Source organism: Arthrobacter rhizophilus (assembly GCF_026241105.1).
GTDB lineage: Bacteria > Actinomycetota > Actinomycetes > Actinomycetales > Micrococcaceae > Arthrobacter.
Window position 1 is genome coordinate 13,527 of the sequence record NZ_JAPFFT010000021.1, and the last position, 24,956, is coordinate 38,482.

Below are 24,956 nucleotides of genomic sequence, written 5' to 3' on the forward strand. Positions count from 1 at the left end.
GGTCGAAGACCTACTTGCCGGTGGCGAAGTCGCGCTTTTCCTTGATCTTCGCAGCCTTACCGCGCAGTTTACGCATGTAGTAGAGCTTGGCGCGGCGGACGTCACCCTTGGTGACGACCTCGATCTTGTCGATGATCGGGGAGTGAACCGGGAAGGTACGCTCTACGCCGACACCGAAGGAGACCTTGCGGACGGTGAAGGTTTCGCGAACGCCGTCACCCTGGCGGCCCAGGACGAAGCCCTGGAAAACCTGGACACGGGAGTTCTTGCCTTCGATGATGTTCACGTGAACCTTGATGGTGTCACCCGCGCGGAACTCGGGAACATCGTTACGCAGCGAAGCTGCATCTACGTTATCGAGGATATGCATTAATCCACTCCTGGTGAACGCCACAGGTCATCCACTTTGGGTCACGGCGGGCAAGCCCGGGGCGCGTGGCCGTCCGGAAATTACCGCCGAAGATTTTCAAAGTCCAGCACCACCACTGATTGGTGGTTCCGGGTTGTCAGGCTGTTGGCTACGCTCCCCCTGTGGCAGGCGCGAACCCAGTAGACACAAGGGTTAATTCTGCCATACCCCGGGAGTTCCGGCCAATCCCGCGGTTGCGGTCCGGTTTTCGCGGTCCAGCCGTGGCGAGCACTGCCCGACGGCGGCAGGCTCAGGCCGGGCCGTCGTCGTCAGGGCGGTGCCGCAATTGGCCGTTAACGACGTCGTACCCCAGATCCCCGAAAGCCGTGCGGTCCGCGCGGGTCAGGCGGCCGGCGTCGAACCCTGCCAGCAGATCCGGGCGGCGTTCCGCCGTACGGCGGAACTGTTCGTGGCGACGCCATTGGGCAATCTTGCCGTGATTGCCGCTCAAGAGGACGGCAGGCACGTCACGATCGCGCCATGATGAGGGCTTCGTATAGACCGGGTACTCCAACAGGCCGTCCGAATGGGATTCCTCCACCAGGGATTCGGGGTTCCCGACAACGCCTGGAAGCAACCGCCCGATCGCCTCGACCATGGCCAGGACTGCGACCTCGCCGCCGTTGAGGACGTAATCGCCCAGGCTGACCGGACGGACCGTGAAGTGTTCGGCCGCCCATTCCATGACGCGCTCGTCGATGCCTTCATAGCGGCCGCAGGCGAAAACGAGCCGTTCTTCCTCGGCGAGCTCGTAGGCAAGTGCTTGGTTGAAGCGCTCCCCCGCCGGTGACGGGACAATCAGGACCGGCTTCTTCGCGGACTCGTCCTGCGAAGGAACCCCTTCAGCCGCGGCACGTTCGCCTGCAGCAAGCCGCTCACCTGCAATGGACTCCAAGGCCTGGGCCCAAGGCTCGGGCTTCATCACCATTCCTGCTCCACCACCGTACGGAGTGTCGTCCACGGTGCGGTGCTTGTCCGTGGTGAAGGTCCGTAGGTCATGGACATTCAGCTCCAGGAGCCCATCCTGGCGAGCCTTGCCTATGAGGGAAAGTTCGAGGGGCGCCAGGTACTCCGGAAAGATGCTGACGACGTCGATGCGCATCTAGGCATCGTCCTTGTCTTCGGTGTCCTCGGCCTCATCGTCGGCGGATGAGTCCGTGTTCAGCTCGAAGAGGCCGGGCGGAGGCGTGAGCAGCACGTAGCCGTCCTCGACGTTGACCTCGGGCACGATCTCTTCGACGAAGGGCACCAGGATTTCCTTGCCATCCGCGTCTTCAATCACCAGCAGGTCCTGGACGGGCATGGTGTTGAGCCCGGTCACCTTGCCCACGGTCCGGGAGCCGACACGGACTTCAAGGCCGACGAGTTCGTGCTCGTACCAGCCCTCGTCGTCGTCCTCGTCCAGTTCTTCCGTCTCGATGAAGAGCTTCGCGCCGCGGATTTCCTCGGCCTGGTTGCGGGTGGAGATCCCTTCGAATCCGAGCAGGAGGATGTCTTTGTTCCACCGCGCGCTGCTGATGGTCAAAGGACCGGCTTTTGCGGGCTCCACCACGAATTCGGTCCCGGGGACAAAACGATCGCCCGGCGCGTCAGTGAGCACCTGGACGGTGACTTCGCCGCGGATTCCGTGGGGCTTGCCAATTCGGGCAACCTGGAGCTGCATGGGATTCCTCTGATTTCTTCGCTGGGACCGGATTCGGGACCAATGCTGGACTTTGCTCGTAAAACAATCCGGCCCCTCCACCATAATCTGGTGAAGGGGCCGGATCTAAGACAAGTATTGCTGGGCGCGTTACCGGCGACGGTCGGTGTCGACGACGTCGACCCTGACCTGCTCGCCGCCTGCCAATGCCGCAATCACCGTGCGCAAAGCGCGAGCGGTACGGCCCTGGCGTCCGATTACCCGTCCGAGGTCGTCCTGGTGAACACGTACCTCGAGGGATTCCCCGCGGCGGTTGTTCTTGGCACTGACCTTGACATCCTCAGGGCTGTCAACGATCCCACGGACCAGGTGCTCGAGCGCTTCTGCCAGCAATTTACTCAGCCTCGGTGGTCTCTGCTTCAGCGTCAGCGGGAGCTTCAGTTGCTTCCGACTGCTTGGCCTTCTTGGTGATGGCTTCCGGGATGATGACGGAACCCTTCTCCGGAGCAACGAAAGCAGGCTTGGCGACCTTGGTCTTCAGCGTGCCTTCCTGGCCCGGGAGACCCTTGAACTTCTGCCAGTCACCGGTGATCTTGAGGATCGCAGCAACCTGCTCGGTCGGCTGGGCGCCGACGGACAGCCAGTACTGTGCACGCTCGGAGGCGACCTCGATGTACGAGGGCTCTTCGGTGGGGTGGTACTTGCCGATCTCTTCGATCGCACGGCCATCGCGCTTGGAGCGGGAGTCCATGACGACGATGCGGTAGTACGGTGCGCGCATCTTACCGAAGCGCTTAAGGCGAATCTTTACGGCCACTTTTGTGGTCACTCCTGTTTCTGAAACGGGGTTGAGCCCGTCGTTCTGCACCCGTGGGGCGGGCCATACTTGAGGGTTCGAAGGACAAGATGCACACACGGAGAGAGGGGCCGCGCGGATCGAGTACCTGTCCATTGTGCCAGATGGCCGACTGTATTTCGAACTACGTGCCCGTGTGGCGGGTTTCCTGCGGAATTACTGCTCGGCTGACCAGACGTAAAGACCAGCGCGCTCGGCATTTTCGACGTCGCTGGCGAGTGCCGCCAACTGCTGGACATAAAGGCGGGACTGCTGGGCATCGAAGGGCATATCCTCTTGGGCTGCCCAGCGCTCGGCGACGTCGTCCAGGACACTGCCGTCACCCTCAGTCTCGTAGCTGAGAAGTTCGGACAATGCACGCACCATGGCTTCGGGAACACCGAGCAGCGCGTCACTGGTCACATCCACCAGGGCCAACTCGTAGTCAGCGCCGGCCGCGTGCACGGCAGTGCCTGCCAAGTCGCCGAGCTGTTCTACTTCGAAATCGCTGATTCCCGGGATCCGTACCGCGGCCCCGGAAACGTCACTGCCCTTCTCCAGGGCAGCGGCCCTCTTGAGTGCTTCATCGTGGGTGGCAACAAAGATTTCAGCAAAGCCCATGGAAACAACCCTCATTCATTCGTGCCGACGGAGCTTCGGCGTGGCCGAAAAGATGCGCCACGCCGTCGAGCCCAAGTCTAACGGCAGAGCGGAGCGAGGTTGGGGAGCAAATTGGACGCTAGCGGACAGTGACCCGCAGCCGGTTCCGCCACGGGTCCTCGAAGCGCAACTCCAACCCGGTGTGGCGGGCCGCAACACCGGCAACCTTGAGGCGGTCGGCGAGCGCGCCGACGTCGTCCCCTGACGGCACTTCAATCACAACCTCGCCCAGACCCAGCGTGTCCTTGCGCGGGCCCGCACCACGGCTATTCCAGACATTCATGGCCATGTGGTGGTGGTAGCCGCCTGCGGAGACGAACAACGCCTGCCCGTGCCAACCGGCGGTTTTCTCGAAGCCCAAGGTATCAACGTAGAAATCGTTGGCGGTCTGCACGTCGCCCACTTGGAGGTGGACGTGCCCGACGCCGGCGCCCGCCTCATGCTGGCCGGTCACCGCTGCTTCGTTCAGGTACTGCTGGAGGTAGCGCTGCGGCGGGAGGGGCAGGCTGTCCATGACAACCAAGCTGCCGTTCCATTCCCAGCCTTCGCGGGGCTTGTCGTAGTAGAGCTCGATGCCGTTGCCCTCGGGATCGGTGAAGTAGAAGGCCTCACTGACCAGGTGGTCGGCACTGCCGACGAATGCGTGGGGCTCGTACTGCGCGGCCGAGGCAACGGTGGCGGCGAGCGAGGACTGGTCCTCGAAGAGCAAAGCTGTGTGGAAGAGTCCAGCTTCTCCGCGGCCGGGGATCTGGAGTCCGGAGGCCGGGGCCAAGTGCACCAGCGGCTTGCCGACCCTGCCGAAGTAGAGTCCGCCGTCCTGTTCGGCGACGACGTCCAGCCCGAGGGCCCGCTGGTAGTAGTCGCTCATGAGCTTCATGTCCCCCACCTTGAGCATGACGGTACCCATGGTGAGTTCGGCAGGAAGGAGATCCTGGCTGGATGTGATGGTCATGTGAAACTCCCGGCTTTTTGTGGCGCCGCCCTTCGGCAACCTCTATCTATCTAAATTACTTGAAGCTTCAATTTATTCCTAATGCTTGCCGCTTCCTGAAATATGCCCCCTGAGTACGATTACCTTCGGTTTCAGCACGGCCTCCAGGAAGGCCCGCGGATCCTTCTCGTACAGCACGACGTCGGCACTGGCACCTTCGCTGATGCCGTCGGCACCCAGCCACTCGCGGGCGGACCAGCAGGCCGCGTCGAGGGCGGCGGCCGCCGGAAGTCCCGCCTGGTGCAGTTCCAGGATTTCCTCGCCGATCCGGCCGTGCTTGATGACGCTGCCGGCGTCGGTCCCGGCGAACACCCGAACTCCCGCCTCGAATGCCTCGGCGACGCGTTCATGCCTGCGCTCCCACAGTCTGGTCATGTGGGTGGCGTAACGCGGGAACTTCGCTTCCGCCTGCTTCGCGATGTCCGGAAAAGTCGCAATGTTGATGAGAGTGGGGACGATCGGCACATCCTGGTCCAGCAGCCGGGGAATATGGTGCGGCAGTAGACCGGTGGCGTGCTCGATGCAGTCGATGCCGGCGTCGAGCATGTCGTCGATAGTCGCTTCGGCGAAGCAATGGGCAGTCACCCGGGCACCTTCGTCGTGTGCCGCCGCGACGGCGTCCTTGACGATACCGCCCGGAAAGGACGGGCTAAGATCCCCGGCGGAGCGGTCGATCCAGTCTCCTACGATCTTGACCCAGCCGTCTCCGGACCGTGCCTGCTTGCGCACCGCCTCCACCAGATCCTCCGGCTCGACTTCCTCGGCCAGCCCGGGGATGTACCTGCGCTGCCTGGCGATGTGCCTGCCTGCGCGGACAATCCTGGGCATGTCCGTCCGGTGCTTCAGCCACCGCGTGTCGCTTGCGGATCCGGCGTCGCGGATCAACAGCGTCCCGGCGTCCCGGTCCTCCGTCGCCTGCAGGCGGGCGGTCTCTTCGTCCACTGCTCCGCCCTTGCCCAGTCCAACATGGCAATGCGCGTCGACAAGGCCGGGAAGCACCCATCCGTCCAGGACGACGTTCGGCGCGGCAGCAGGCCGCAGAAAGGTCAGCCGTCCGTCGACCGACCAGAGGCCGCGCTGTTCATCTTTCGGTCCGGTGAGGACGGCGCCGCTGAACTCGATGATTTCTGCCATGATTCCACCCTAAACTCCGACACCGTTGCCGGCTCGGTCACATCTGTCCTCGGTCACATCTGTCCTGGGCACCAACGGCTGTGGTAGCTTCGTTTACGACCACACGGGGGCCCTTGCAAGGGCTGAGATCGGGCTAACGCAGCCTGCGACCGTTGAACCTGTCCGGGTAATGCCGGCGAAGGAAGTGAGTAATCCTTTGAGCACCAAAGAAACACAGCTGAGCCCTACCCAAAACGGATCAGCGCAAGAGGTGACACAGTCCCTCAAGTCGCATTCCCTCGCATTCTTGGAGGACACCGAGACGGGAATCCGGGTTCCGGTCACCGAAATCGCCCTGGAACCATCCCCCAACGGCGAGGCCAACGCCCCTTTCCAGGTGTACCGCACCGCAGGGCCCGGGAGCGATCCCGTGGTCGGCCTCGAACCGTTCCGCAGCGAGTGGATCGAAGCCCGCGGCGACACCGAGCCATACAGCGGCCGCGAACGGAACCTGCTCGACGACGGCAAGTCGGCCGTGCGCCGCGGCGCCGCCTCCGCGGAGTGGAAGGGCGCACAGCCGGTGCCCCGCCGCGCCGTCGACGGCAAGACCGTGACCCAGATGCACTATGCCAAACAGGGCATCGTGACGCCCGAAATGCAGTTCGTGGCGCTTCGCGAGAACTGCGATGTTGAACTGGTCCGCAGCGAAGTCGCCGCCGGCAGGGCCATCATCCCCAACAACATCAACCACCCCGAATCCGAACCAATGATCATCGGCAAGGCCTTCCTCGTGAAGATCAACGCCAACATCGGCAACTCCGCCGTCACCAGTTCAATCGCCGAAGAAGTGGACAAGCTGCAGTGGGCCACGCAATGGGGCGCGGACACGGTCATGGACCTGTCCACAGGCGACGATATCCACACCACCCGCGAATGGATCATCCGCAACTCCCCCGTGCCGATCGGCACCGTGCCGATCTACCAAGCCCTGGAAAAGGTCAACGGCGAAGCCAACAAGCTCACCTGGGAAATCTTCCGCGACACCGTCATTGAACAATGCGAGCAGGGCGTGGACTACATGACCATCCACGCCGGCGTACTGCTGCGCTACGTTCCGCTGACCGCCAACCGCGTGACCGGCATCGTTTCCCGCGGCGGCTCCATCATGGCGGGCTGGTGCCTGGCCCACCACGAGGAAAACTTCCTCTACACCCACTTCGACGAGCTCTGCGAGATCTTCGCCAAGTACGACGTCGCGTTCTCCCTCGGCGATGGGCTGCGCCCTGGAGCGACGGCGGACGCGAACGACGCCGCGCAGTTCGCCGAGCTGGACACCTTGGCCGAGCTGACTATGCGGGCCTGGGAGTTTGACGTACAGGTCATGGTCGAGGGGCCGGGCCACATTCCGTTCCACTTGGTGCGGGAAAACGTGGAACGCCAGCAGGAACTGTGCAAGGGCGCCCCCTTCTACACCTTGGGTCCCCTGGTCACCGACGTGGCCCCGGGCTACGACCACATCACTTCGGCGATCGGCGCTACGGAGATTGCCCGCTATGGAACAGCGATGCTTTGCTACGTCACGCCCAAGGAGCACTTGGGCCTGCCAAACAAGGACGACGTCAAGACCGGTGTGATCACGTACAAGATCGCCGCCCATGCTGCCGACCTCGCCAAGGGCCACCCAGGCGCACACGAACGCGACGACGCCCTATCCAAGGCCCGCTTTGAGTTCCGCTGGCGCGACCAGTTCGCGCTCTCCCTGGACCCCGTGACGGCAGAGTCATTCCATGACGAGACGCTCCCGGCCGAACCAGCCAAGACGGCGCATTTCTGTTCCATGTGCGGGCCGAAATTCTGTTCCATGCGCATCAGCCAAGACATCCGCGATGAATACGGTTCAGCGGATTCCCAAGCAGCCATCGCCGAAATGTACAGCGGCATGCGCGAAAAGAGCGAGGAGTTCCTGGCATCCGGAGGCAAGGTCTACTTGCCCGAGCTCGAGGTTCCCGCGGGAAAACCGGGAGCGAAGTCAGGAAGCCTGAACTGATCAGGAAGCTTGGACTGATCCGGCGCGGCTGACGTCGGCAATGAAGGAACGGACTATCCGGTCTCCTTCGACTGAGTCATGAGGCCGGTGTCCTCCTGCCGCAACGCGGTGGAGGGCGCCGGTTTCCTGCAGGTAGCCGGCGATCTCTTCGTAGAGCGGTTCCCAACCACCGGTCAAGACAAGCGTGGGAACTCCCGGCACGATGTGCAGGGGGGCCTCCCAGGGCGGCGCCTGCAGCCGCAGGCGCCGAGCAGTACGCCGGGCCTCCGGGGTACTGAGGACTGCAGCCTCCGAGGAAAACGCCCGGCGGACGAACTCCCGTTGGTAATCGTCATCGCTGAGTTCGTGCCGGACCCGGAATAGGGGCTCCATGAGAGCCCGGTAGGCAGCGGTGGCGGGCAATTCAGCCGTCAAGGAAAGGCACGCCGGCTCCACCAGCACAAGGGAACGGACCAGATCCGGCCTCTCCACTGCGGCCAGCATGGCGGAAATCGCGCCTTGGGAATGCGCTACCACATGGCCACCACGAGCCGGGCCGGAGGATGATGCGGTCTCCCGCGCTCCCAGGCACTCCAGCACGATGTCCACATCGGCGGCGACATCGGATTCCAATGGCTCCGCCTGCGCATCGAAGCCGTGGCGTTTCAGGAAGAGTGCGTCGTACTCCAGCGCCATGCCGTGTTGCTTCGGCCAAGCGGCAGCGCCGAATGTGCCTGCTCCGTGGACGAACACAACGCGCTGCTTTTGCATTCATCCACCCTATGGCACGGGACTGACAACCTTGAGCGGGAGGGCTACTTGCCGCCGAGGAACTTGTCGAAGCCCTTGGGCAGGTTCAACTGAGAGGGATCGAAGTCGCCGCCGGTCTGACCGAATGCCGCGCCCGTGGGGACGGCGTTCGCCCGCTTGCTCTCGGCATCGCGCAGTTCCTGGGCCGCCTTGGCAGGGTTGCCGGAACGTGCCTTCTTCTTCGGCGCGCTCTTGCCACCCTTGCGGGAACCCCCGCCACCGAGGCCGGGCATACCCGGCATCCCGGGCATGCCGCCACCCTGCGCGAGCTTCTTCATCATCTTCTGGGCCTGCGCGAAACGCTCCAGGAGGCCGTTGACCTCGGAGACGTGCACACCGGAACCACGGGCAATGCGGGCGCGACGGGATCCGTTGATGATCTTCGGAGCCAGACGCTCGTGCGGGGTCATGGAGCGAACGATGGCTTCCACGCGGTCGATTTCGCGCTCGTCGAACTGCTCCAGCTGCTGGCGGATGTTCTGCGCACCCGGCATCATCATGAGCATCTTCTTCATGGAGCCCATGTTGCGGATCTGCTGCATCTGGGCGAGGAAGTCATCCAGGGTGAAGTCTTCCTGGTCGGCGAACTTCTTCGCCATCCGGGCCGCTTCGTCCTTGTCCCAGTTCTTCTCGGCCTGCTCGATCAGGGTGAGAACGTCACCCATATCGAGGATGCGGGATGCCATACGGTCGGGGTGGAACAGTTCGAAGTCGTCGAGGCCCTCGCCGGTGGACGCGAACATGACCGGCTTTCCGGTGACGGACGCGACCGAGAGAGCGGCACCGCCGCGGGCGTCGCCGTCGAGCTTTGAGAGCACGACACCCGTGAAGTTGACGCCTTCATCGAAGGCAACCGCCGTATTGACAGCGTCCTGGCCGATCATGGAGTCGATCACGAACAGCACTTCGTTCGGGATGATCGCCTGGCGGATACGGCGCGCCTGGTCCATCATCTCGGCGTCGACACCGAGGCGGCCTGCGGTGTCCACGATCACGACATCGTGCAGCTTCTGGCGGGCTTCGTCGACGCCGGCGCGTGCGACGGCGACGGGGTCGCCTGTGGGGACATCCAGGTCAGAGGTGGTACCGGGGTGCGGCGCGAAGACATGGACGCCGGCGCGCTCACCGACGATCTGGAGCTGCGTCACGGCGTTGGGACGCTGGAGGTCGGCGGCAACAAGCACTGGGCTGTGTCCCTGGGCCTTGAGCCACTTGGCCAGCTTGCCCGCGAGGGTGGTCTTACCAGCACCCTGCAAGCCGGCGAGCATGATGATGGTGGGGCCGGTCTTCGCCAAGCGGATACGGCGGGTCTCTCCGCCGAGGATCTCCTGGAGTTCCTCGTTGACGATCTTAACGATCTGCTGGCTCGGGTTCAGGGCAGCGGAAACCTCGGCACCCAAGGCCCGTTCACGGATACGCCCCGTGAACTCGCGGACCACGGAAACGGCAACGTCCGCGTCCAAAAGGGCACGACGGATCTCCCGGACGGTGGCATCGACGTCGGCCTCAGTGAGGCGACCCTTGCCACGGAGATTCTTGAAGGTTGCTGTCAACCGGTCAGAGAGTGAATTGAACACGCGCCGTGCACTTCTTTCAATGGTCTACGAATGGCGGCCGTTCCGGCGCACCAACATCTTGACGATTCCTGCCCCAAACAAATCTGACTCAACTGGGGGACTCGACTATCTAGGGTACCAAGACGCGCCTGCAAGATGGCATGCTGGCACAGTGACCAGCAAAACTACAGTCAAAACGTTGCTCATCCTAGGTGCCTCCGGAGACCTGACAGGCCGGTTGCTGTTGCCGGGCCTTGCCAGGCTTGTAGCCGGCGGGCTCGCGGACGGCCTCAAGCTTGTGGGAGCCGGCTCCGACCCCTGGACCCCGCAGCAATGGACAAAACGGGTGCATGACGCCTTTAAGGACGCTGGGAAGGACGCCGGTGCCGCAGGGAAGAAGGCAATCGCGGCCGTGGAGGACAACACCGCCTACCATCAGCTGGATGTCACGGCCGATGGCCAGCTCGCCACGCTGCTGGCCGGACTCGAAGCACCGGTAGCCGTCTACTTTGCCTTGCCGCCACACATCAGCCAAAAGGCCTGCGAAGTACTCAACGCCGCAGATCTGCCTGCCGGGACGCGCTTGGTGATGGAGAAGCCGTTCGGCTCCAGTTCGGAATCGGCCCGGGACCTCAACAAGACCCTTGCAGCCTTGGTCCCGGAGGACCACATCCACCGCGTGGACCATTTCCTTGGCAAAGCCACCGTCCTGAACATCCTGGGCTTGCGCTTCGCCAACAGGTTCCTCGAACCCGTGTGGAACCGGGACCACATCGAAAAGGTGGAGGTCATTTTCGACGAAGACCTCGCCCTCGAAGGGCGTGCGCGCTACTACGACAACGCGGGCGCCCTGAAGGACATGATCCAGAGCCATTTGCTGCACATCATGGCGCTCCTGGCCATTGATGCCCCCGCCACCATCGACGAGCGCGATCTCCGCGGCGCGATCGCAACTGTGCTGCGTGCGAGCAGCATCAGCGCGCCCTACCGGAAGACCACGCGCAGAGCCCGCTACAGCGCCGGCCGAAGCGGCGGGCATCCGGTTCCGGACTATGTCAAAGAGGAAGGCGTGGATCCTGCCCGGAACACCGAGACGCTCGCTGAAGTCGAAGTGTCGATCGACAACTGGCGCTGGAAGGGGGTCCCCTTCATCCTGCGCTCAGGCAAGGCCCTGGGCCGCGCGCGCAAGGAAGCCATCATCACCTTCCGGCCCGTTCCGCACCTGCCGTCCGGGTTCCAAGGCGTGGACTCCCCCAACCAGCTGCGCATCGGATTCGGTCCAGACACTCTGCAGCTCGACGTTGACGTCAACGGCCCCGGGGACATCTTCACGCTTGATCGCGTGACGCTCAACTCCGACCTGAACGCTTCCGATCTCCTGCCCTACGGAGAAGTCCTGGAGGGGGTCATCACCGGTGATCCCCTGCTTTCCGTCCGCGGAGACACTGCCGTGGACTGCTGGCGGATCGTTGAGCCCGTGCTCAAGGCCTGGGCCAGGGATTCAGTGCCGCTTGAAGAGTACGACGCCGGCGGCTCCGGTCCCGCGGACTGGCCCACCGCCGTCGGGGGCTGAGCCGGCCGGACTACTGACTGAGCTCCTGCGGAAGCAGACATGCAAGAGGGGGCCGGGTACCTTTCCAGGTACCCGGCCCCTCTTTGCGTTGGGTGCTTTAGATGGCTGCTGCGCCGCGCTCGCCCGTGCGGACACGGACTGCTTCGTAGACGTCCACGGTCCAGACTTTGCCGTCTCCGGCGCGGCCTGTGTTGGAGGAAGCGATCAGGACATCGAGGATGTCGTCGGCCTGCTCATCCGTGGCCAGGACCTCAACGCGGATCTTCGGAAGCAAATCCACGTTGTACTCGGCTCCGCGATACACCTCGGTGTAACCTCGCTGCCGGCCGTAGCCGCTGGCCGCGCTGACCGTCAGTCCCTGCACACCGTAGGCTTCGAGCCCCTCTCGGATGGCATCGAGCTTCTCCGGGCGGACGATCGCCGTGATGAGTTTCATGCCTGGACACTCTCCTTGCCTGATACGGCTGCTTCGTCAGTTGCTCCGGCCGATGCCTTGCCGGTGATGAGGTCGTGCAGGGGCTGGAAGCTGCCGCCGTGGCCGCCGACGCCGAACTCGTATGCCGTTTCGGCATGCAGGCTGAGGTCTGCACCGGCGATCTCCTGGCGTTCGGAGATCCGGAAGCCCATAAGCTTGTGGATCGGGTAGGCGATGATGAATGTCATGACGCCGGTGAAGACGATCGAGCAAAGCGCTGCGAGGGACTGCGCAACCAGCTGGGTGGTACCGCCGCCGTAGAACAGGCCGGCCGGACCCTGGGTCGGGGTGGCGAGGAAGCCGATGGCCACAGTGCCGACGATGCCGGACACCAGGTGGACGCCCACGACATCGAGCGAGTCGTCGTAGCCAAGCTTGAACTTCAGGCCGACGGCGAGAGCCGAGGCAACGCCGGCTGCGATACCGAGCGCAATGGCGCCCAGCGGGGAAACGTTGGCACAAGCCGGGGTGATGGCGACCAGACCGGCGACGACACCCGAAGCAGCTCCGAGCGAGGTCGGGTGGCCGTCACGGATGCGCTCCACAACAAGCCATCCGAGCATGGCCGCTGCAGGCGCGGCGAGGGTGTTGATCCAGATGAGGCCTGCCTGCTCCACCGTTGCTGCTGCGCCGGCGTTGAAACCGAACCAGCCGAACCAGAGGATCGCCGCACCCAGCATGACCAGCGGCACGTTGTGCGGGCGGTGGTTCGGGTCCTTGCCGAAGCCCTTGCGGTTACCGATGATCAGGACGAGGATCAGGCCAGCAACACCGGCGTTGATGTGCACCACGGTGCCACCGGCGAAGTCGATGACCGGAGCGAAAGTCTGGCCGAACCAGCCATCCTTGGAGAAGAGCCCGCCGCCCCACACCATGTAAGCCATCGGTGCGTAGACCAGGGTGGCCCAAATCGGGGTGAAGAGCGTCCAGGCCGAGAACTTGGCCCGGTCCGCGATTGCACCGGAGATCAGTGCCACAGTGATGATCGCGAAGGTGGCCGCGTATCCAACGTGGAGGAGGTCTGCGGGATCCGTGAAGTTGTGCAAGCCGAAGTGGCTGAACGGGTTTGCGAAGAGCTGGAAGAAGTTGTCAGTGTTGCTTGTGGACATCGACGCGCCCCACAAGACCCAGACGATGGTCACTGTGCCGATGGCGATGAAGCTCATCATCATCATGTTCAGGGCGGCTTTGGCACGGGTCATGCCGCCATAGAAAAATGCCAGGCCCGGGGTCATGAACAGCACGAAGGCTGACGCGACCAGGAGCCAAACGAGACCGGCGCTGAATTCCATGTCTACGTCCTCTCTGCTCTTTGTTGCGGACTTTGCCGCCTGTCCCAACGCATTTGCGTTCTATGTAAGAGTTTTGCGGGGCAGTGTTTCACCTGCGAAGGTTTTAGATTGCGGGGCTGTTACAAGAACTTCTCGAACGTAAATGGTGGATATCACCCTTGTTACGGATATGTTTCGTCAGTTCCACATTCCCCGCACCAACACGACCCGGAGGACCTCAACACGATGACCGCAAGCCCCAAATCCCGCGCAAACCAAGGGGCTCGGGCCACGAAGGCTGCCATGCCTCGGGACATCAAGGTGATGTTGGTGGCCGCGTTCCTGATCGCACTGGGTTTTGGCCTCGTAGCGCCCGTGCTCCCGCAGTTCGCCACCACATTTGACGTCGGAGCAACGGCGGCCGCCGTGATCGTGAGTATCTTCGCCTTCATGCGCCTGGTATTCGCTCCAGCCGGCGGCGCCCTGATGGGCCGCTTCGGCGAGCGCCCCGTGTACATCGCGGGGTTGCTGATTGTGGCGGCCTCCACGGCGGCCTGCGCCTTCGCCCAAAGCTACTGGCAACTGCTGGTGTTCCGAGGCCTCGGCGGGGCCGGTTCCGTGATGTTCACGGTCGCAGCGATGGGCCTGTTGATCCGCCTCGCTCCCCCGGAAAGCCGCGGGCGGGTCTCCGGCGCTTACGCTTCTGCGTTCCTGATAGGCAGCGTCCTCGGCCCCGTGGTTGGTGGACTGCTTGCCGGATTCGGGTTGCGCGTCCCATTCCTTGCTTACGCGGCTGCCCTGGTGCTCGCGGCCCTTGTCGTGCGCACGCAACTGAGGGGCAGTTCAAAGGGAGCGAGCCAGGGAAGCGCGGCGGGGCCGGCAATGCAACTGAAAGAAGCCCTGGGCGATTCTGCATACCGGGCCGCGCTGTTCTCGAGCTTCAGCAACGGCTGGGCGACATTCGGGGTGCGCATGGCCACTGTGCCATTGTTCGCCGTGGTTGTCCTGGCAGCGGGTGCCAGCTCGGCGGGCTGGGCGCTGGCAGTATTCGCAGGGGGCAACGCGCTGGCGCTGACCTTCTCCGGTCGCTTGGCCGACAGTTTCGGCCGCAAGCCCATGATGTTGCTGGGCCTGATCGTCACGGGCTTGGCCACTGCCACCATCGGCTTGACGAGCAGTCTTCCCGCGTTTTTCGCGGCTTCCGCTGTTGCCGGTTTCGGCTCGGGTTTGCTGAACCCTGCCCAGCAGGCCGCCGTCGGGGACATCATCGGTCGCGGCCGTTCAGGGGGAAAGGTACTGGCGGCCTTCCAGATGGCCTCCGATGCCGGAGCGATCGTCGGGCCTGTTCTGGTTGGCCTCCTGGCCGACGGTTTCGGCTACGGCTGGGCGTTCGGCGCAACCGGCGGCATCCTCCTGCTCTCCGCCGTCGGCTGGTCCGTGGCCCGCGAGCCGATGCAGCGCACACCGGAGCCAATCGACTCACCCAACTGACTCGCAGTTAATGTCGCTTTGAGGGCTTAAAACGACAACAAATGCGAGCCAGTTGGGCGGGATGCGGCTAGTTCAGGAGCGCGTCGACGAAGGCTTCCGCCTCGAACGGGGCGAGGTCGTCCGGGCCTTCGCCAAGGCCAACAAGCTTGACCGGGACGCCGAGAGCCTTTTGGATCGCGACGACGATGCCGCCCTTCGCGGTGCCGTCCAGTTTGGTGAGCACGATTCCCGTGATGTTGACCACCTCGGCAAAGACCTTGGCCTGGTTCAGGCCGTTCTGTCCGGTGGTCGCATCCAGCACCAGCAGGACCTCGTCCACTTCAGCCAGCTTCTCGATGACCCGCTTGACCTTGCTGAGTTCGTCCATGAGGCCGACCTTGTTCTGCAGGCGCCCAGCGGTGTCGATCATGACGACATCGACTTCCTGCTCGATGCCGGATTTGACGGCCTCATACGCGACAGAGGCGGGGTCCGCGCCGTCGACGTGGGACCTGACCGTCGCGACGCCGACGCGCTGCCCCCAGGTGGCAAGCTGTTCCGCGGCAGCCGCACGGAAAGTATCGGCAGCGCCCAGGAGGACGTCCTTGTCCTCTGCGACGAGAACACGCGCCAGCTTGCCCACGGTGGTGGTCTTGCCGACACCGTTGACGCCGACCACGATCATGATGGCGGGGTGGTCTCCCTTGCGGTCCACGTTCAGGCTGCGGTCCATGGTGGGGTCCACGAGCTTAATGAGTTCCTCCCGCAGGAGGGCTTTGACTTCTTCCGGGTTGCGGGTGCCTTGGACCTTCACCCGTTCACGCAGTGCATCCACCAGCTGCATGGTGGGCTCGGTGCCAAGGTCTGCAAGGAGCAGCGTTTCTTCGACTTCGTCCCAGACGTCTTCGTCGATCTTGTCGCTCGCAAGCAGCGCCAGGAGTCCCTTGCCGAGGATGTTGTTGGATTTGACCAGCCGCGCCCGAAGCCGGTTGAGGCGGCCCTCCACCGGCGCAGGGGTCTCCACCTCGATGAGTTCCAGTCCCGCGGCGTCGTCAGGAACGTCGGTCTCGGGAACGGCAAGGTCGGCGGGCTCGACGACGATACCGGGCGCCGGGCGTTCCCGCACGACACCGGCGGCGTCGTCGACAATCGTTCCGCCGCCTGCCGACCCCGTATTGGCAGGATCGTTGGCGTCGCGTGTTCCGGCGTACGTCGAGGAGGACTTCCGCGCCTTGAGCAGGACAGGAATCAGCCCTCCGACCACCACAATGGCAGCGACAATGGACAGAATAATGGGGAGGAGATCATTCACTCCCCTAGCTTCTCACAAAGCTAGACCTCGGCACCGAGCCTCTGGCTGATGACGGTAGACACCCCGTCGCCCCGCATTGTCACTCCGTACAGGGCGTCCGCGACTTCCATGGTCCGCTTCTGGTGGGTAATGACAATCAGCTGGCTGGACTCGCGCAGTTCTTCGAAGATCGTGATCAGCCTACCCAGGTTCGTATCGTCCAGCGCAGCTTCCACCTCGTCCATGACATAGAACGGGGAAGGCCTCGCCTTGAAAATCGCAACAAGCAGGGCGACAGCTGTCAGCGAACGTTCGCCGCCTGACAGCAAAGACAAGCGCTTGATCTTCTTGCCGGCAGGCCGTGCCTCAACCTCGATGCCGGTGTTCAGCATGTCGTCCGGGTCGGTGAGCACCAATTTGCCCTCCCCGCCGGGAAAGAGCCGCGCAAAGACGTGGTCAAACTGTTTGGACGTATCGGCGAAGGCTTCAGCGAAGACCTGCTGGACGCGGTTGTCCACTTCCTTGATGATGTCCAGAAGGTCTTTTCGGCTGGACTTGAGGTCTTCGAGCTGCGTGCTCAGGAATTGGTGCCGTTCCTCGAGTGCCGCAAATTCCTCAAGCGCCAAGGGGTTTACTTTGCCGAGCGCGGCGAGATCCCGTTCGGCCTTCCGCAGCCTTTTCTCCTGCTCAGCGCGGACAAAAGGAACACCCTCGACAACAGGGTTTCCGTCTTCGTCCACCGGGGCGCGAAGTTCGGCCCATTTGTCCGTGGCGGCAGCGGGCATCGGAACGGGCTGCTCCGGACCGAAGTCGGCCACGAGTTGCTCCGCCGACAGGCCAAGTTCTTCGATGGCGCGCGTTTCCAGGGCTTCGATCCTGAGCCTCTGTTGGGCTCGCGCGAGTTCGTCGCGGTGCACGGAATCCGTCAGTCCGGCCAGTTCCTGGGCCAAGGCGTCGTTACTGCTCCGGACATCGGCAAGTTCCCTCTCCCGCTGTTCGCGGACCGCCTCAGCGAGGTCTCGGGCGCGGGCGGCCAAGTCCACCGAAACGTCAACGAAGCGAACCGTCTGTTCGACGGCGGAGGCCACTGCCGAGGCCCGCTCGGCTTGGGCTTTGCGCCGCAGTGCCCGGCGCGCCGCCTCCTCACGGGCACGCCGTTCGCTTGCGGCGGCCCGTTCCAAGGATGCAGCCCGGTTGCTGGTTGCGGCGAGCTGTTCCTCGGCACTGCGCAACCCGAGCCTGACCTCCATCTCATGGGACCGGGCTTCGCTGGCAGCCCTCGACAACGCGTCCCGGTGCTCCGTGGAAGGCTCTTCTTCCTGGGGGGCTTCTTGTGCCGCGGCCAGCCGTTCCGCGGCAAGCTCAAGGGATTCCTCGGCGACGGCGATGTTCATTTCGGCCTTGGCCAAAGACTCCGCCAGGCGATCGCTTTCCGCGACGGCGCTGCGCAACTGGGAATTCAGGTGGCCAAGCCGTTCGGCCACGGCAGCCAGCCGGGCATCCGAGTCATGGAGTTTGTCCAGGGCAGCGTCCGCGCGTTCCTGCGCGTCGGCCCGGCGGGCTTCGGCCCCCGCCAGTGCGAACTTGCCACGTTCAAGACAGGTGGTGAGCTCCAGAAGCCGCGCTTCGGCGTCGTCCACTGCGGCTTGGACCTCAAGGAGCGACGGCGCCGTGGCCGATCCGCCGTCCACGGTCAGGGCCCGGAAGACGTCCCCTTCGAGGGTTACGGCGGTGAGTCTCGGGTTGCCGGCAATGAGGCTTGCCGCCGCGCCCAGTCCGTCGACGACGGCGGTGAGGGCCAGGAGGGCCACGGCACCACTCGCTTCAGGACCATCGGCCTGAACCAACTCAGTAGCCCAACGCGCACCGTCCGGCAGCGCCGGCACTTCCGGCAAATGAAGCTCGGGAGCGGCGGACGGTGCCGCGCCCGCCAGCAAAAGGGAAGCGCGTCCGGCGTCGGCGTCTTTCAGCAACTGCATCGCGGCGACGGCTCCCGCGCCGTCAGCCACGACGACCGCGTCGGAGGCGCTGCCGAGCGCCGCGGCCACTGCGGCCTCATAGCCGGGCTCGACTGTCAGAAGCGAGGCCAACGAACCCACGACCCCGGGGTGGCCCGAGGACAGGATCCGCGAAGAGCCATCCTTGCGGTTGAGTCCTAGTTGCAGGGCATCACGGCGGGCGATGAGGGCATCGCGTTCGCGGACTTCGTCCCGTTCGGCGGCTTTCAACGCCTCGATCTCGGCGTTGATCTCGTCGAGAAGGGCGGTGGCGCCCTCGTATTCGGCGTCGAGGCTCTCCTCGCCGTCTTCAACCCCGGCCACTTGTGACTCGAGGGCCGTGAACTCGCTTTGCGCGTGGCGACGACGCTCCTCACCGGCAGAAAGCGATTCCCTGAGCCTGCCTCGTTCGGCCTCGGCCGCCTCCGCCCGGGAACGCGCGGCAGCCAACTGTCCAACGAGTTTCGCGAGTCCCTCACGGCGATCGGCCGCCGCGCGCAGCACGGCTGTCAGGCGCTTGTCCTCGGCCGCGGCCAGGTTCTCGGCTTCCTGTTTGACGGCGGTGGCCTCGAGAAGAGCTGCCTGCTTCGCCAGGATGTCGTGCTCGAGTTCCGACTGTTCCTGCCGTACCCGGGCCGCCTGCCGGTCGAGGTGGTCCGGGTCGCGGCCGGAATCGGGGGCAGCATCTGTGGATCCGAGGAGACGGCGACGCTCCGTGGCGAGCGATCCCAAGGCTCTAAGCCGGTCCCTGGTGGCGGACAATTGATACCAATTGTCTCGGGCCGCATTGAGCCTGGGCGTCGCCTCAGCTGCGAGTTGCTCGAGACGGAGCTGGCGTTGGCGACCTGCGCCGAGTTCCGATTCAACTGTCTCGCGGCGTTCCTTCAACGCAGCTTCATCCGCGACATCTTTCTCCAAAGCTTTAGTAAGCTGCACGAGTTCGTCCGCCAACAGCCGGGACTTGGCATCACGGACGTCGAACTGCACGGTCTGGGCCCGGCGGGCGACTTCAGCCTGCTTGCCCAGGGGCGTGAGTTGTCGGCGGATTTCTGCCGTGAGGTCGCCAAGGCGTTGCAGGTTCGCCTGCATGGCTTCCAGCTTGCGGACAGTCTTTTCTTTACGACGCCGGTGCTTCAGGATGCCTGCGGCCTCTTCGATGAATCCCCTGCGGTCCTCGGGAGTGGCGTGCAGGACCCGGTCCAACTGCCCCTGCCCCACGATCACATGCATTTCCCGGCCCAGGCCTGAATCCGAGAGGAGTTCCTGGATATCCAGCAGACGGCATGGCGAGCCGTTGATGGCGTACTCGGATCCGCCGGTCCGGAAGAGCGTGCGGGAAATGGTGACTTCGCTGTATTCGATCGGCAAGGCACCGTCTGCATTGTCAATGGTCAGCGAAACATGCGCGCGGCCCAAGGGCGGCCGCCCCGATGTCCCGGCGAAAATGACATCTTCCATCTTGCCGCCGCGCAGGGTCTTTGCGCCCTGTTCGCCCATCACCCAGGCCAGCGCGTCAACCACATTGGACTTGCCCGAACCGTTGGGGCCGACAACGGCAGTGACGCCCGGCTCGAAGTCGAACGTCGTGGCCGACGCGAACGACTTGAATCCCCGGACAGTCAAACTTTTCAGATGCAAGGTGTTTCGGTTCTCTTTCAATGGCGGCAGTGGCTGCTTTACGGCCTAAATCTACCGCCCTCCCGCCGAATGGCCCGGATTGGCTGCGGCCGGGCGCACTACCGGACAACTGACGGAGACCATGCATGCTCAATGAAGAGGGCAGGCGGCGCGGACGGGTCGGTCCTAATCGACCAGATGTCGCTGTCAACTTCAGAGCCGTTACGGGGAAGACCGTATATCAGGGTGGAGTCATCCAGCCACTCAATCTGGTCGTCGATGCTCTGCTGCTCGGACAGCACGGTCTCCTTGCCCCTGGCGAGGTCCAGGACGGCGATACGGCGGTGGCCGGTCAGGGATCCCGTGTCACTCTTCTTATAGGCGATGCGGGTGCCGTCCGGCGATACCGAGGGGCATTCAATCCCGGAGCGGACCACAGTGAGCGTCCGCCCGGCGATGCTCCCCTTGACCAGCCAAATTTGGCCTTGGGAGGAGGCTGTGGCATAGAAGGCATCGGGCTGCCGGGGAACGAAGGTGACGCCCCAGATGTTCCTGTCGGTGGCCTTGATCCTGTTTCCGTCCAAAATCAGGGCGAAGCCTTCGAGGTTTCCGGTGACCGGGCCAGCCCGGTCCCGGATGACAGTTTCCGTGGAGAATCCGGCTGCGGAGTAGGCATGGCCGGATACGAAAACGGTGGAGGCCGTCAGCGAACCGTCGGCATTGGTCCGCGCCCGGCTGGGGATGCCTGGAAGAGGCCAGCTGGCCGTCTGCTTCCACTGGCTGTCGTACACCGAGGCCTGAAAGTTTGTAGCCAGCTCGTGTTTGGTCTGCAGGCAGAAGGTCACCTCGGACGTACCATAGACGCGGTCGCAGGCTATTCCGCTCAGTGCACGCGGGCCACCTGGGACCGTCAGCGGCACTGTCGCAGCGTCGCCGAAGCCCTGGCCCGGGGCGGTGTTGCGGAAGAGAACGAAAGGTGCCACCGGCAAGGCCTCGGACCTGGTGACTTCAACGGGCGGCGGCGCGGCTTGGCTCGCCTTGGCACCCTGGAATTCCAGAGCCGCATAGATTCCAGCGCCCGCGATGGCGGTCACGGTGACAACCAGCAGCGTTATGAAGCGCCGCCTGCTGATCATCAACCGATTCCCTGTTGATTCGCCGATCCGTTCATGAGTGGTGGACCGCATTGCGGCTCCCCGCTTTGCGGCCGGCTTCCGGCTGCGCCGAGTCAAGCGTCGGCCGCCTGTTTCTGTGACGCGCCCATCAGCACGGCCGTGGCAGCCAGCACCGCAGCCAACACGACGGCGGCTGTCAGCATGGCGGCTGATGCGCCGATGGCGAACCAGAGGATGCCGAAGCCAGCCGACGCCGCCATCCGGCACAGAGCGACGACGGTTTGCGCGGCGCCGATGCCGGTGGCCACTTTCTCCGGGCTGACCAGCCGGCTGGCCAACGCAGCCAGTACGCCGTCGGTTGCGGCGTAGAACAGCCCCAACAGCATCAGGCAGGCCACGGTGACACCGATCCCTCCGAGGGGTGCCGCGGCCAGCACATAGCAGGCAAGGAGCGCAACGTGGCCACCGAGGAACACCCGGACCCGGCCCCATCGGTCCGCGAGCCGCCCCATTGGAACCGCCAGGACGACGTATGCGACGTTGGTTCCCACATAGAGCAGGGGGAACCATTGCACGGCGAACGAGTCCCGGTCCTGCAGGACTAGGTAGATGAAGCCGTCCCCTACAGTCAGCAGGGCAAGCAGTCCGGCCGTCACGAGCAGTCGAGTGAGCCCGGGTTCCTTCAACTGGCGCCATCTGGAGGCAGTACGTGTGCGTGTCGGCGTTTCCGCCGCGCGGGCCATCCTCCGGTCCGGGACCACCAGGACCAGGACAGCGACGCCGATCACTGCGAATGCGAGCGAAACCGCAAACACCACTCCGAACCCGTTCGGGATGAGCAGCAGGATCAGGAACGCCAGCATCGGCCCGGTTGCGGCGCCGATGTTGTCCAGCATCCGGTGCACACCGAAAGATCTGGCCAGATGTTCCGGCTGGGCTTCCGCCGAGATCAGGGCATCCCGTGGCGCAGTGCGGATGCCCTTGCCGATCCGGTCGCCGGTGACGATCCCGATGAGCGACCAGAATCCGCCGGCGAACAGGAGCCCAGTCCGTGCAAGCATGGACAGACCATAGCCGGCCACGGCCACCCGCTTCGGGTGTCCGGTGCGGTCGGATGCCCAGCCGGCAGCAATTCGCACGACGGCGCTGGCGCCCTGGTTGAGCCCGTCAATGAACCCGTAAGCGATGGTGGAGAGCCCTAGGAACCCTGTGACGTATAGCGGGAGGATGGCCGAGACGGACTCGGAGGAAATATCTGTGGCCATGCTGACGATTCCGAGCCAGAGGATGACAGGCGACAACCGGAAGGCCACCCCCTGACCGGCCGGCAGTTTCGCGTCTGCCGTGCCGGGGTCCGTCTTACCGCCGGTGCGGTCAGCCATCGAAATGTACACAGGCGACCCCCTATCTCGTCTCCGAAGCCGTGGTGTCCGTCACGTCCGACTCACTGGCGATCCCGACAGCCTTGGCTTCCATGGCGGCAGTCTGTCACCGGGATCAAGGAATTGAGTAGCGTAGTACTACCTGTTTTACGTGCCCATCCCGGATTTCCGGGCCGCTACGAGCCACCGTTGCGCGGCTTCGGCTGGCTGACCGTGGGCGGCGTTCCTGATGCAGGTAATTCAGGGCTGTTGCCTGCGCCTGATCCCGGCACGCCCGATCAACGCCGCGGCCCTGGCCTCAAGGCTGTCCTCCACGAAGTTGTAGATCAGGGACGCGAGCCAAATCACCACGGTGGCTGCAACCCAGCCCCCGATTCCGTTGATCTGGAAGCCGCTGGAGAAGATGCTGGTGACGATCAGGATGCCGAGGGTTGCCAACAGGCCGGCGGCGGCGCTCAGGAGCTTTCCCGAACGCCTTGAGCGGGAAAGGAGACTGGCTCCGCCGATGGCGATCAGTGCAGTCATGCCGGGCTTGATCAGCAGCGTGGCAGCGGTGAAGACCACGACTGCCCAAAGGAATCCGCCACCAAGCCGTACTCCGGGGAGGATGGAAGCCGCCCAGAAGGTGATGGCATTGAAGAAAAATGCGATGCCTATCCGGATGACCCAGGCTCTCATGCCCACAGTCTGCCACCGTGGCCCGGTAATGGAAACGGCGCGGATTTCCGGGCGAAAAGCGCTACCAGCGGCCGTTGCGCGGCTTCGGCTGGCAGACGGGGCAGGTGTAGGAAGACCGGTTCATGAACTGCTCGCGTTTGATCACACCCGGCAGCCCGGCAGCGGCGCAGCGCCTGCATGGTTCGCCGGCCCGCCCATAGGCCTCGAGGGACCGGGCAAAGTATCCGGAAGCACCATTGACGTTGACATAGAGCGAATCGAAGCTCGTACCGCCAGCTGCCAGGGCGTCCAGCATGACTTCCCGGGCAGCATCCACAATCCGCACGGCGTCGGCCCGCCGGAGGGTCTCCGTCGGCCTGGCATAGTGGAGTTTGGACCGCCAGAGGGCTTCGTCGGCGTAGATGTTGCCTATCCCGGAAATGACGCCCTGGTCCAACAGCACACGTTTGAGCCCGGTCTTGCGGGCTTTGACCTTGCGGTAGAAATCGTCAAAGGAGAAGTGGGGATCCAGCGGATCGCGGGCAATGTGGGAGGCTTCTTCGGCAATTTCCGGAAGGGGCGTCTCGCCCTCGCCGCCGGGACCGCCGTCGCCCGTTGGCACAAGGGACGTGACAAACAGTCCGCCGAAGATCCGCTGGTCCACAAACCGCAATTGCTCGGGCATGCCCTCGGACTGGCTCAGGCTGATGCGGACTTTGAGGTGCTTCTCGTCCGGAACGCCGGGATCCTGCATGAGCAACTGGCCGCTCATCCCAAGGTGCGCCATGAGCGCGACACGGGGCAGCCGATCTGCATCGGTACTGCGGGCACCATCGGCGCCGCGAGGCTCGTCAGTCTGCAACGGCATCCAGAGGAACTTGCCCCGTCGGACGACGTCCAAAACCGTGGCATGCTCCAGGTTGCCGACGAAGTCTTCCGTGCCCAGCGCGTGGCGGCGGATGGAGCGCGGGTCCAGGACGTCCACGGACGTGATGGTCCGGCCCCGCACCCAGCGCGCCAAACCGCGGCGTACCACCTCGACTTCGGGGAGTTCCGGCATGGGACTCAGGCGCCGTGCGCGGAATCCGCCGGGGCGTCAGCCTTGCTGGTCGCTGCGACCTTGCTGCCCAGATTGACCTTGCTGTTCAGGGCGCGCCACGCATCTGCGGCAGCCTCCTGCTCGGCTTCCTTCTTGGAGTGGCCCGAGCCCTTGCCGTAAGCGGTGCCGCCGATCTGCAGCACTGCCTCAAAAGAGCGCGCGTGGTCCGGACCGGAGCCCTCTACCGCATAGTAGATGGATCCGAGCTGACGGCTGGCGGCAAGCTCCTGCATGCTGGTCTTCCAGTCAGTACCGGCCCCGAGGGCTGCGGCGTCCTTCAGCAACGGACCAACGAGTCGCATGACCAGCTTGCGCGCGGTCTCGATGTCATTGGACAAGTAGGTTGCGCCGATGAGCGCTTCCATGGTGTCCGCAAGAATTGAGGACTTGTTCTTACCGTCGGTGAGTCTTTCGCCCTGCCCGAGGTAGATGTATTCGCCGATCCCAAGGTCCCGGCCAATACCTGCCAGGGCGCGGGTGCTGACGACGGCCGAGCGTCGCTTGGCGAGCTCGCCCTCCGGCAGTGCCGGATTGTCCCGGTACAGGGAATCGGTCACGGAGAAGCCCAGAATGGAGTCGCCGAGGAATTCGAGGCGCTCGTTGGTGGGAATCCCGCCGTTTTCATACGCGTATGAACGATGTGTGAGAGCAAGACGAAGCGTCTCGGCGTCAATAGAGACACCGAGACGCTTCAGAAGCTCTTCAGTTGAAGACATCCTTTGTCAGCCTACGTGGCGGATTTAGACGTCTGCGACCTTGCGTCCCTTGTATTCAAGGAACAGCGCAGTGCCGGCAGAGTCGGTAACGACCTTTGCCTGGTGCGGCAGGCTGTAAACAACCTGGCCGTTTTCGATGGTCTTGACCAGGTTGGGGGCAGTTGCCTTCCACTGGGCACGGCGGGCGCGTGTATTCGCGCGAGACATTTTCCGCTTGGGAACAGCCACGGCTATCTCATTTCTCTCTTAGT

General features: G+C 64.0%; 23 protein-coding genes and 1 riboswitch. Of the genes, 3 read left to right on the forward strand and 20 right to left on the reverse strand.

What is annotated here, in order from left to right; translation table 11 throughout:
- Positions 1-10: 10 nt before the first annotated feature.
- The 8 genes from rplS to OOZ51_RS16495 form a co-directional block, all read right to left on the reverse strand.
- Positions 11-370, reverse strand: coding sequence for a 50S ribosomal protein L19 (gene rplS, locus OOZ51_RS16460; RefSeq protein WP_265980856.1), 360 nt, complete (start codon positions 368-370; stop codon positions 11-13).
- A 289-nt stretch (positions 371-659) separates the two neighbouring features.
- Positions 660-1,511 carry a tRNA (guanosine(37)-N1)-methyltransferase TrmD gene (trmD, locus tag OOZ51_RS16465; protein WP_265980857.1) on the reverse strand — a complete coding sequence of 284 codons (852 nt, stop codon included), beginning with the start codon at positions 1,509-1,511 and terminating at the stop codon, positions 660-662.
- Positions 1,512-2,072, reverse strand: coding sequence for a ribosome maturation factor RimM (rimM, locus tag OOZ51_RS16470; RefSeq protein ID WP_265980858.1), 561 nt, complete (start codon positions 2,070-2,072; stop codon positions 1,512-1,514).
- Positions 2,073-2,201: 129 nt separating this feature from the next.
- The gene (locus OOZ51_RS16475) at positions 2,202-2,444 is read right to left on the reverse strand and encodes an RNA-binding protein (protein ID WP_028267532.1); all 243 of its coding nucleotides are present in this window, start codon (positions 2,442-2,444) and stop codon (positions 2,202-2,204) included.
- Position 2,445: 1 nt separating this feature from the next.
- The gene (gene rpsP, locus OOZ51_RS16480; RefSeq protein ID WP_184737373.1) at positions 2,446-2,868 is read right to left on the reverse strand and encodes a 30S ribosomal protein S16; all 423 of its coding nucleotides are present in this window, start codon (positions 2,866-2,868) and stop codon (positions 2,446-2,448) included.
- A 195-nt stretch (positions 2,869-3,063) separates the two neighbouring features.
- The gene (locus OOZ51_RS16485) at positions 3,064-3,507 is read right to left on the reverse strand and encodes a hypothetical protein (RefSeq protein ID WP_265980859.1); all 444 of its coding nucleotides are present in this window, start codon (positions 3,505-3,507) and stop codon (positions 3,064-3,066) included.
- A gap of 118 nt (positions 3,508-3,625) precedes the next feature.
- On the reverse strand, positions 3,626-4,498 hold the full coding sequence (locus OOZ51_RS16490; protein ID WP_265980860.1) for a VOC family protein: 873 nt from the start codon (positions 4,496-4,498) through the stop codon (positions 3,626-3,628).
- A gap of 78 nt (positions 4,499-4,576) precedes the next feature.
- Complete coding sequence (locus tag OOZ51_RS16495; RefSeq protein ID WP_265980861.1) at positions 4,577-5,671, reverse strand: amidohydrolase family protein; 1,095 nt, start codon at positions 5,669-5,671, stop codon at positions 4,577-4,579.
- 93 nt (positions 5,672-5,764) lie between these two features.
- A riboswitch (TPP riboswitch) is annotated at positions 5,765-5,872 on the forward strand.
- Here OOZ51_RS16495 and thiC point away from each other — a divergent pair.
- Positions 5,868-7,697 (forward strand): phosphomethylpyrimidine synthase ThiC, encoded by a 1,830-nt coding sequence (gene thiC / locus OOZ51_RS16500; RefSeq protein WP_323054776.1) that lies wholly within the window; start codon positions 5,868-5,870, stop codon positions 7,695-7,697. It overlaps the preceding riboswitch by 5 nt.
- Here the strand turns inward: thiC and OOZ51_RS16505 are convergent, their stop codons facing one another.
- Both OOZ51_RS16505 and ffh read right to left on the reverse strand, forming a co-directional pair.
- The gene (locus OOZ51_RS16505) at positions 7,698-8,447 is read right to left on the reverse strand and encodes an alpha/beta fold hydrolase (RefSeq protein WP_265980862.1); all 750 of its coding nucleotides are present in this window, start codon (positions 8,445-8,447) and stop codon (positions 7,698-7,700) included.
- A gap of 44 nt (positions 8,448-8,491) precedes the next feature.
- Positions 8,492-10,063 (reverse strand): signal recognition particle protein, encoded by a 1,572-nt coding sequence (gene ffh, locus OOZ51_RS16510; RefSeq protein ID WP_265980863.1) that lies wholly within the window; start codon positions 10,061-10,063, stop codon positions 8,492-8,494.
- Positions 10,064-10,214: 151 nt separating this feature from the next.
- On the opposite strand from ffh, the gene OOZ51_RS16515 reads away from it, so the two are divergent.
- Positions 10,215-11,615, forward strand: a complete 1,401-nt coding sequence (locus tag OOZ51_RS16515) for a glucose-6-phosphate dehydrogenase (protein ID WP_265980864.1) — start codon at positions 10,215-10,217, stop codon at positions 11,613-11,615.
- Positions 11,616-11,712: 97 nt separating this feature from the next.
- On the opposite strand, the gene OOZ51_RS16520 is transcribed toward OOZ51_RS16515, so the two are convergent.
- Together OOZ51_RS16520 and OOZ51_RS16525 are read right to left on the reverse strand one after the other, a co-directional pair.
- Positions 11,713-12,051: a P-II family nitrogen regulator gene (locus OOZ51_RS16520; protein WP_028264639.1), complete on the reverse strand. Its 339-nt coding sequence runs from the start codon at positions 12,049-12,051 to the stop codon at positions 11,713-11,715.
- Entirely contained in the window at positions 12,048-13,382 is a 1,335-nt protein-coding gene (locus OOZ51_RS16525; RefSeq protein WP_265980865.1) for an ammonium transporter, read from the reverse strand. The genes OOZ51_RS16520 and OOZ51_RS16525 overlap by 4 nt, the downstream gene beginning before the upstream one ends.
- 225 nt (positions 13,383-13,607) lie before the next feature.
- Between OOZ51_RS16525 and OOZ51_RS16530 the strand changes: the two genes are divergently transcribed.
- Entirely contained in the window at positions 13,608-14,852 is a 1,245-nt protein-coding gene (locus OOZ51_RS16530; protein WP_265980866.1) for an MFS transporter, read from the forward strand.
- 67 nt (positions 14,853-14,919) lie between these two features.
- On the opposite strand, the gene ftsY is transcribed toward OOZ51_RS16530, so the two are convergent.
- The 8 genes from ftsY to rpmF all read right to left on the reverse strand — a co-directional run bounded on the left by ftsY (position 14,920) and on the right by rpmF (position 24,933).
- Positions 14,920-16,143 (reverse strand): signal recognition particle-docking protein FtsY, encoded by a 1,224-nt coding sequence (gene ftsY / locus OOZ51_RS16535; protein ID WP_265980867.1) that lies wholly within the window; start codon positions 16,141-16,143, stop codon positions 14,920-14,922.
- Positions 16,144-16,163: 20 nt separating this feature from the next.
- A complete protein-coding gene (smc, locus tag OOZ51_RS16540; RefSeq protein ID WP_265980868.1) occupies positions 16,164-19,757 on the reverse strand; it encodes a chromosome segregation protein SMC in 3,594 nt (1,197 codons plus the stop codon).
- A 98-nt stretch (positions 19,758-19,855) separates the two neighbouring features.
- Positions 19,856-20,923: a TolB-like translocation protein gene (locus tag OOZ51_RS16545; protein WP_265980869.1), complete on the reverse strand. Its 1,068-nt coding sequence runs from the start codon at positions 20,921-20,923 to the stop codon at positions 19,856-19,858.
- A 41-nt stretch (positions 20,924-20,964) separates the two neighbouring features.
- Complete coding sequence (locus tag OOZ51_RS16550) at positions 20,965-22,245, reverse strand: MFS transporter (protein ID WP_265980870.1); 1,281 nt, start codon at positions 22,243-22,245, stop codon at positions 20,965-20,967.
- 228 nt (positions 22,246-22,473) lie between these two features.
- Positions 22,474-22,911 (reverse strand): hypothetical protein, encoded by a 438-nt coding sequence (locus tag OOZ51_RS16555; protein ID WP_265980871.1) that lies wholly within the window; start codon positions 22,909-22,911, stop codon positions 22,474-22,476.
- Positions 22,912-22,972: 61 nt separating this feature from the next.
- Positions 22,973-23,950: a bifunctional DNA-formamidopyrimidine glycosylase/DNA-(apurinic or apyrimidinic site) lyase gene (gene mutM, locus OOZ51_RS16560; protein WP_265980872.1), complete on the reverse strand. Its 978-nt coding sequence runs from the start codon at positions 23,948-23,950 to the stop codon at positions 22,973-22,975.
- Positions 23,951-23,955: 5 nt separating this feature from the next.
- Positions 23,956-24,705, reverse strand: coding sequence for a ribonuclease III (gene rnc / locus OOZ51_RS16565; protein WP_265980873.1), 750 nt, complete (start codon positions 24,703-24,705; stop codon positions 23,956-23,958).
- A 24-nt stretch (positions 24,706-24,729) separates the two neighbouring features.
- Entirely contained in the window at positions 24,730-24,933 is a 204-nt protein-coding gene (gene rpmF / locus OOZ51_RS16570; protein ID WP_028264646.1) for a 50S ribosomal protein L32, read from the reverse strand.
- Between the last annotated feature and the right edge of the window lie 23 nt (positions 24,934-24,956).

What these genes read in the sequence shown, in the direction of transcription:
- trmD (WP_265980857.1), bottom strand. Translation starts at nt 1,511, where the DNA reads ATGCGCATCGACGTCGTCAGCATCTTTCCGGAGTACCTGGCGCCCCTC.
- OOZ51_RS16545 (WP_265980869.1), bottom strand. Translation starts at nt 20,923, where the DNA reads ATGCGGTCCACCACTCATGAACGGATCGGCGAATCAACAGGGAATCGG.
- mutM (WP_265980872.1), bottom strand. Translation starts at nt 23,950, where the DNA reads ATGCCGGAACTCCCCGAAGTCGAGGTGGTACGCCGCGGTTTGGCGCGC.
- rnc (WP_265980873.1), bottom strand. Translation starts at nt 24,705, where the DNA reads ATGTCTTCAACTGAAGAGCTTCTGAAGCGTCTCGGTGTCTCTATTGAC.
- rimM (WP_265980858.1), bottom strand. Translation starts at nt 2,072, where the DNA reads ATGCAGCTCCAGGTTGCCCGAATTGGCAAGCCCCACGGAATCCGCGGC.
- OOZ51_RS16520 (WP_028264639.1), bottom strand. Translation starts at nt 12,051, where the DNA reads ATGAAACTCATCACGGCGATCGTCCGCCCGGAGAAGCTCGATGCCATC.
- OOZ51_RS16555 (WP_265980871.1), bottom strand. Translation starts at nt 22,911, where the DNA reads ATGAGAGCCTGGGTCATCCGGATAGGCATCGCATTTTTCTTCAATGCC.
- rplS (WP_265980856.1), bottom strand. Translation starts at nt 370, where the DNA reads ATGCATATCCTCGATAACGTAGATGCAGCTTCGCTGCGTAACGATGTT.
- OOZ51_RS16485 (WP_265980859.1), bottom strand. Translation starts at nt 3,507, where the DNA reads ATGGGCTTTGCTGAAATCTTTGTTGCCACCCACGATGAAGCACTCAAG.
- OOZ51_RS16495 (WP_265980861.1), bottom strand. Translation starts at nt 5,671, where the DNA reads ATGGCAGAAATCATCGAGTTCAGCGGCGCCGTCCTCACCGGACCGAAA.
- OOZ51_RS16490 (WP_265980860.1), bottom strand. Translation starts at nt 4,498, where the DNA reads ATGACCATCACATCCAGCCAGGATCTCCTTCCTGCCGAACTCACCATG.
- OOZ51_RS16505 (WP_265980862.1), bottom strand. Translation starts at nt 8,447, where the DNA reads ATGCAAAAGCAGCGCGTTGTGTTCGTCCACGGAGCAGGCACATTCGGC.
- OOZ51_RS16525 (WP_265980865.1), bottom strand. Translation starts at nt 13,382, where the DNA reads ATGGAATTCAGCGCCGGTCTCGTTTGGCTCCTGGTCGCGTCAGCCTTC.
- OOZ51_RS16530 (WP_265980866.1), top strand. Translation starts at nt 13,608, where the DNA reads ATGACCGCAAGCCCCAAATCCCGCGCAAACCAAGGGGCTCGGGCCACG.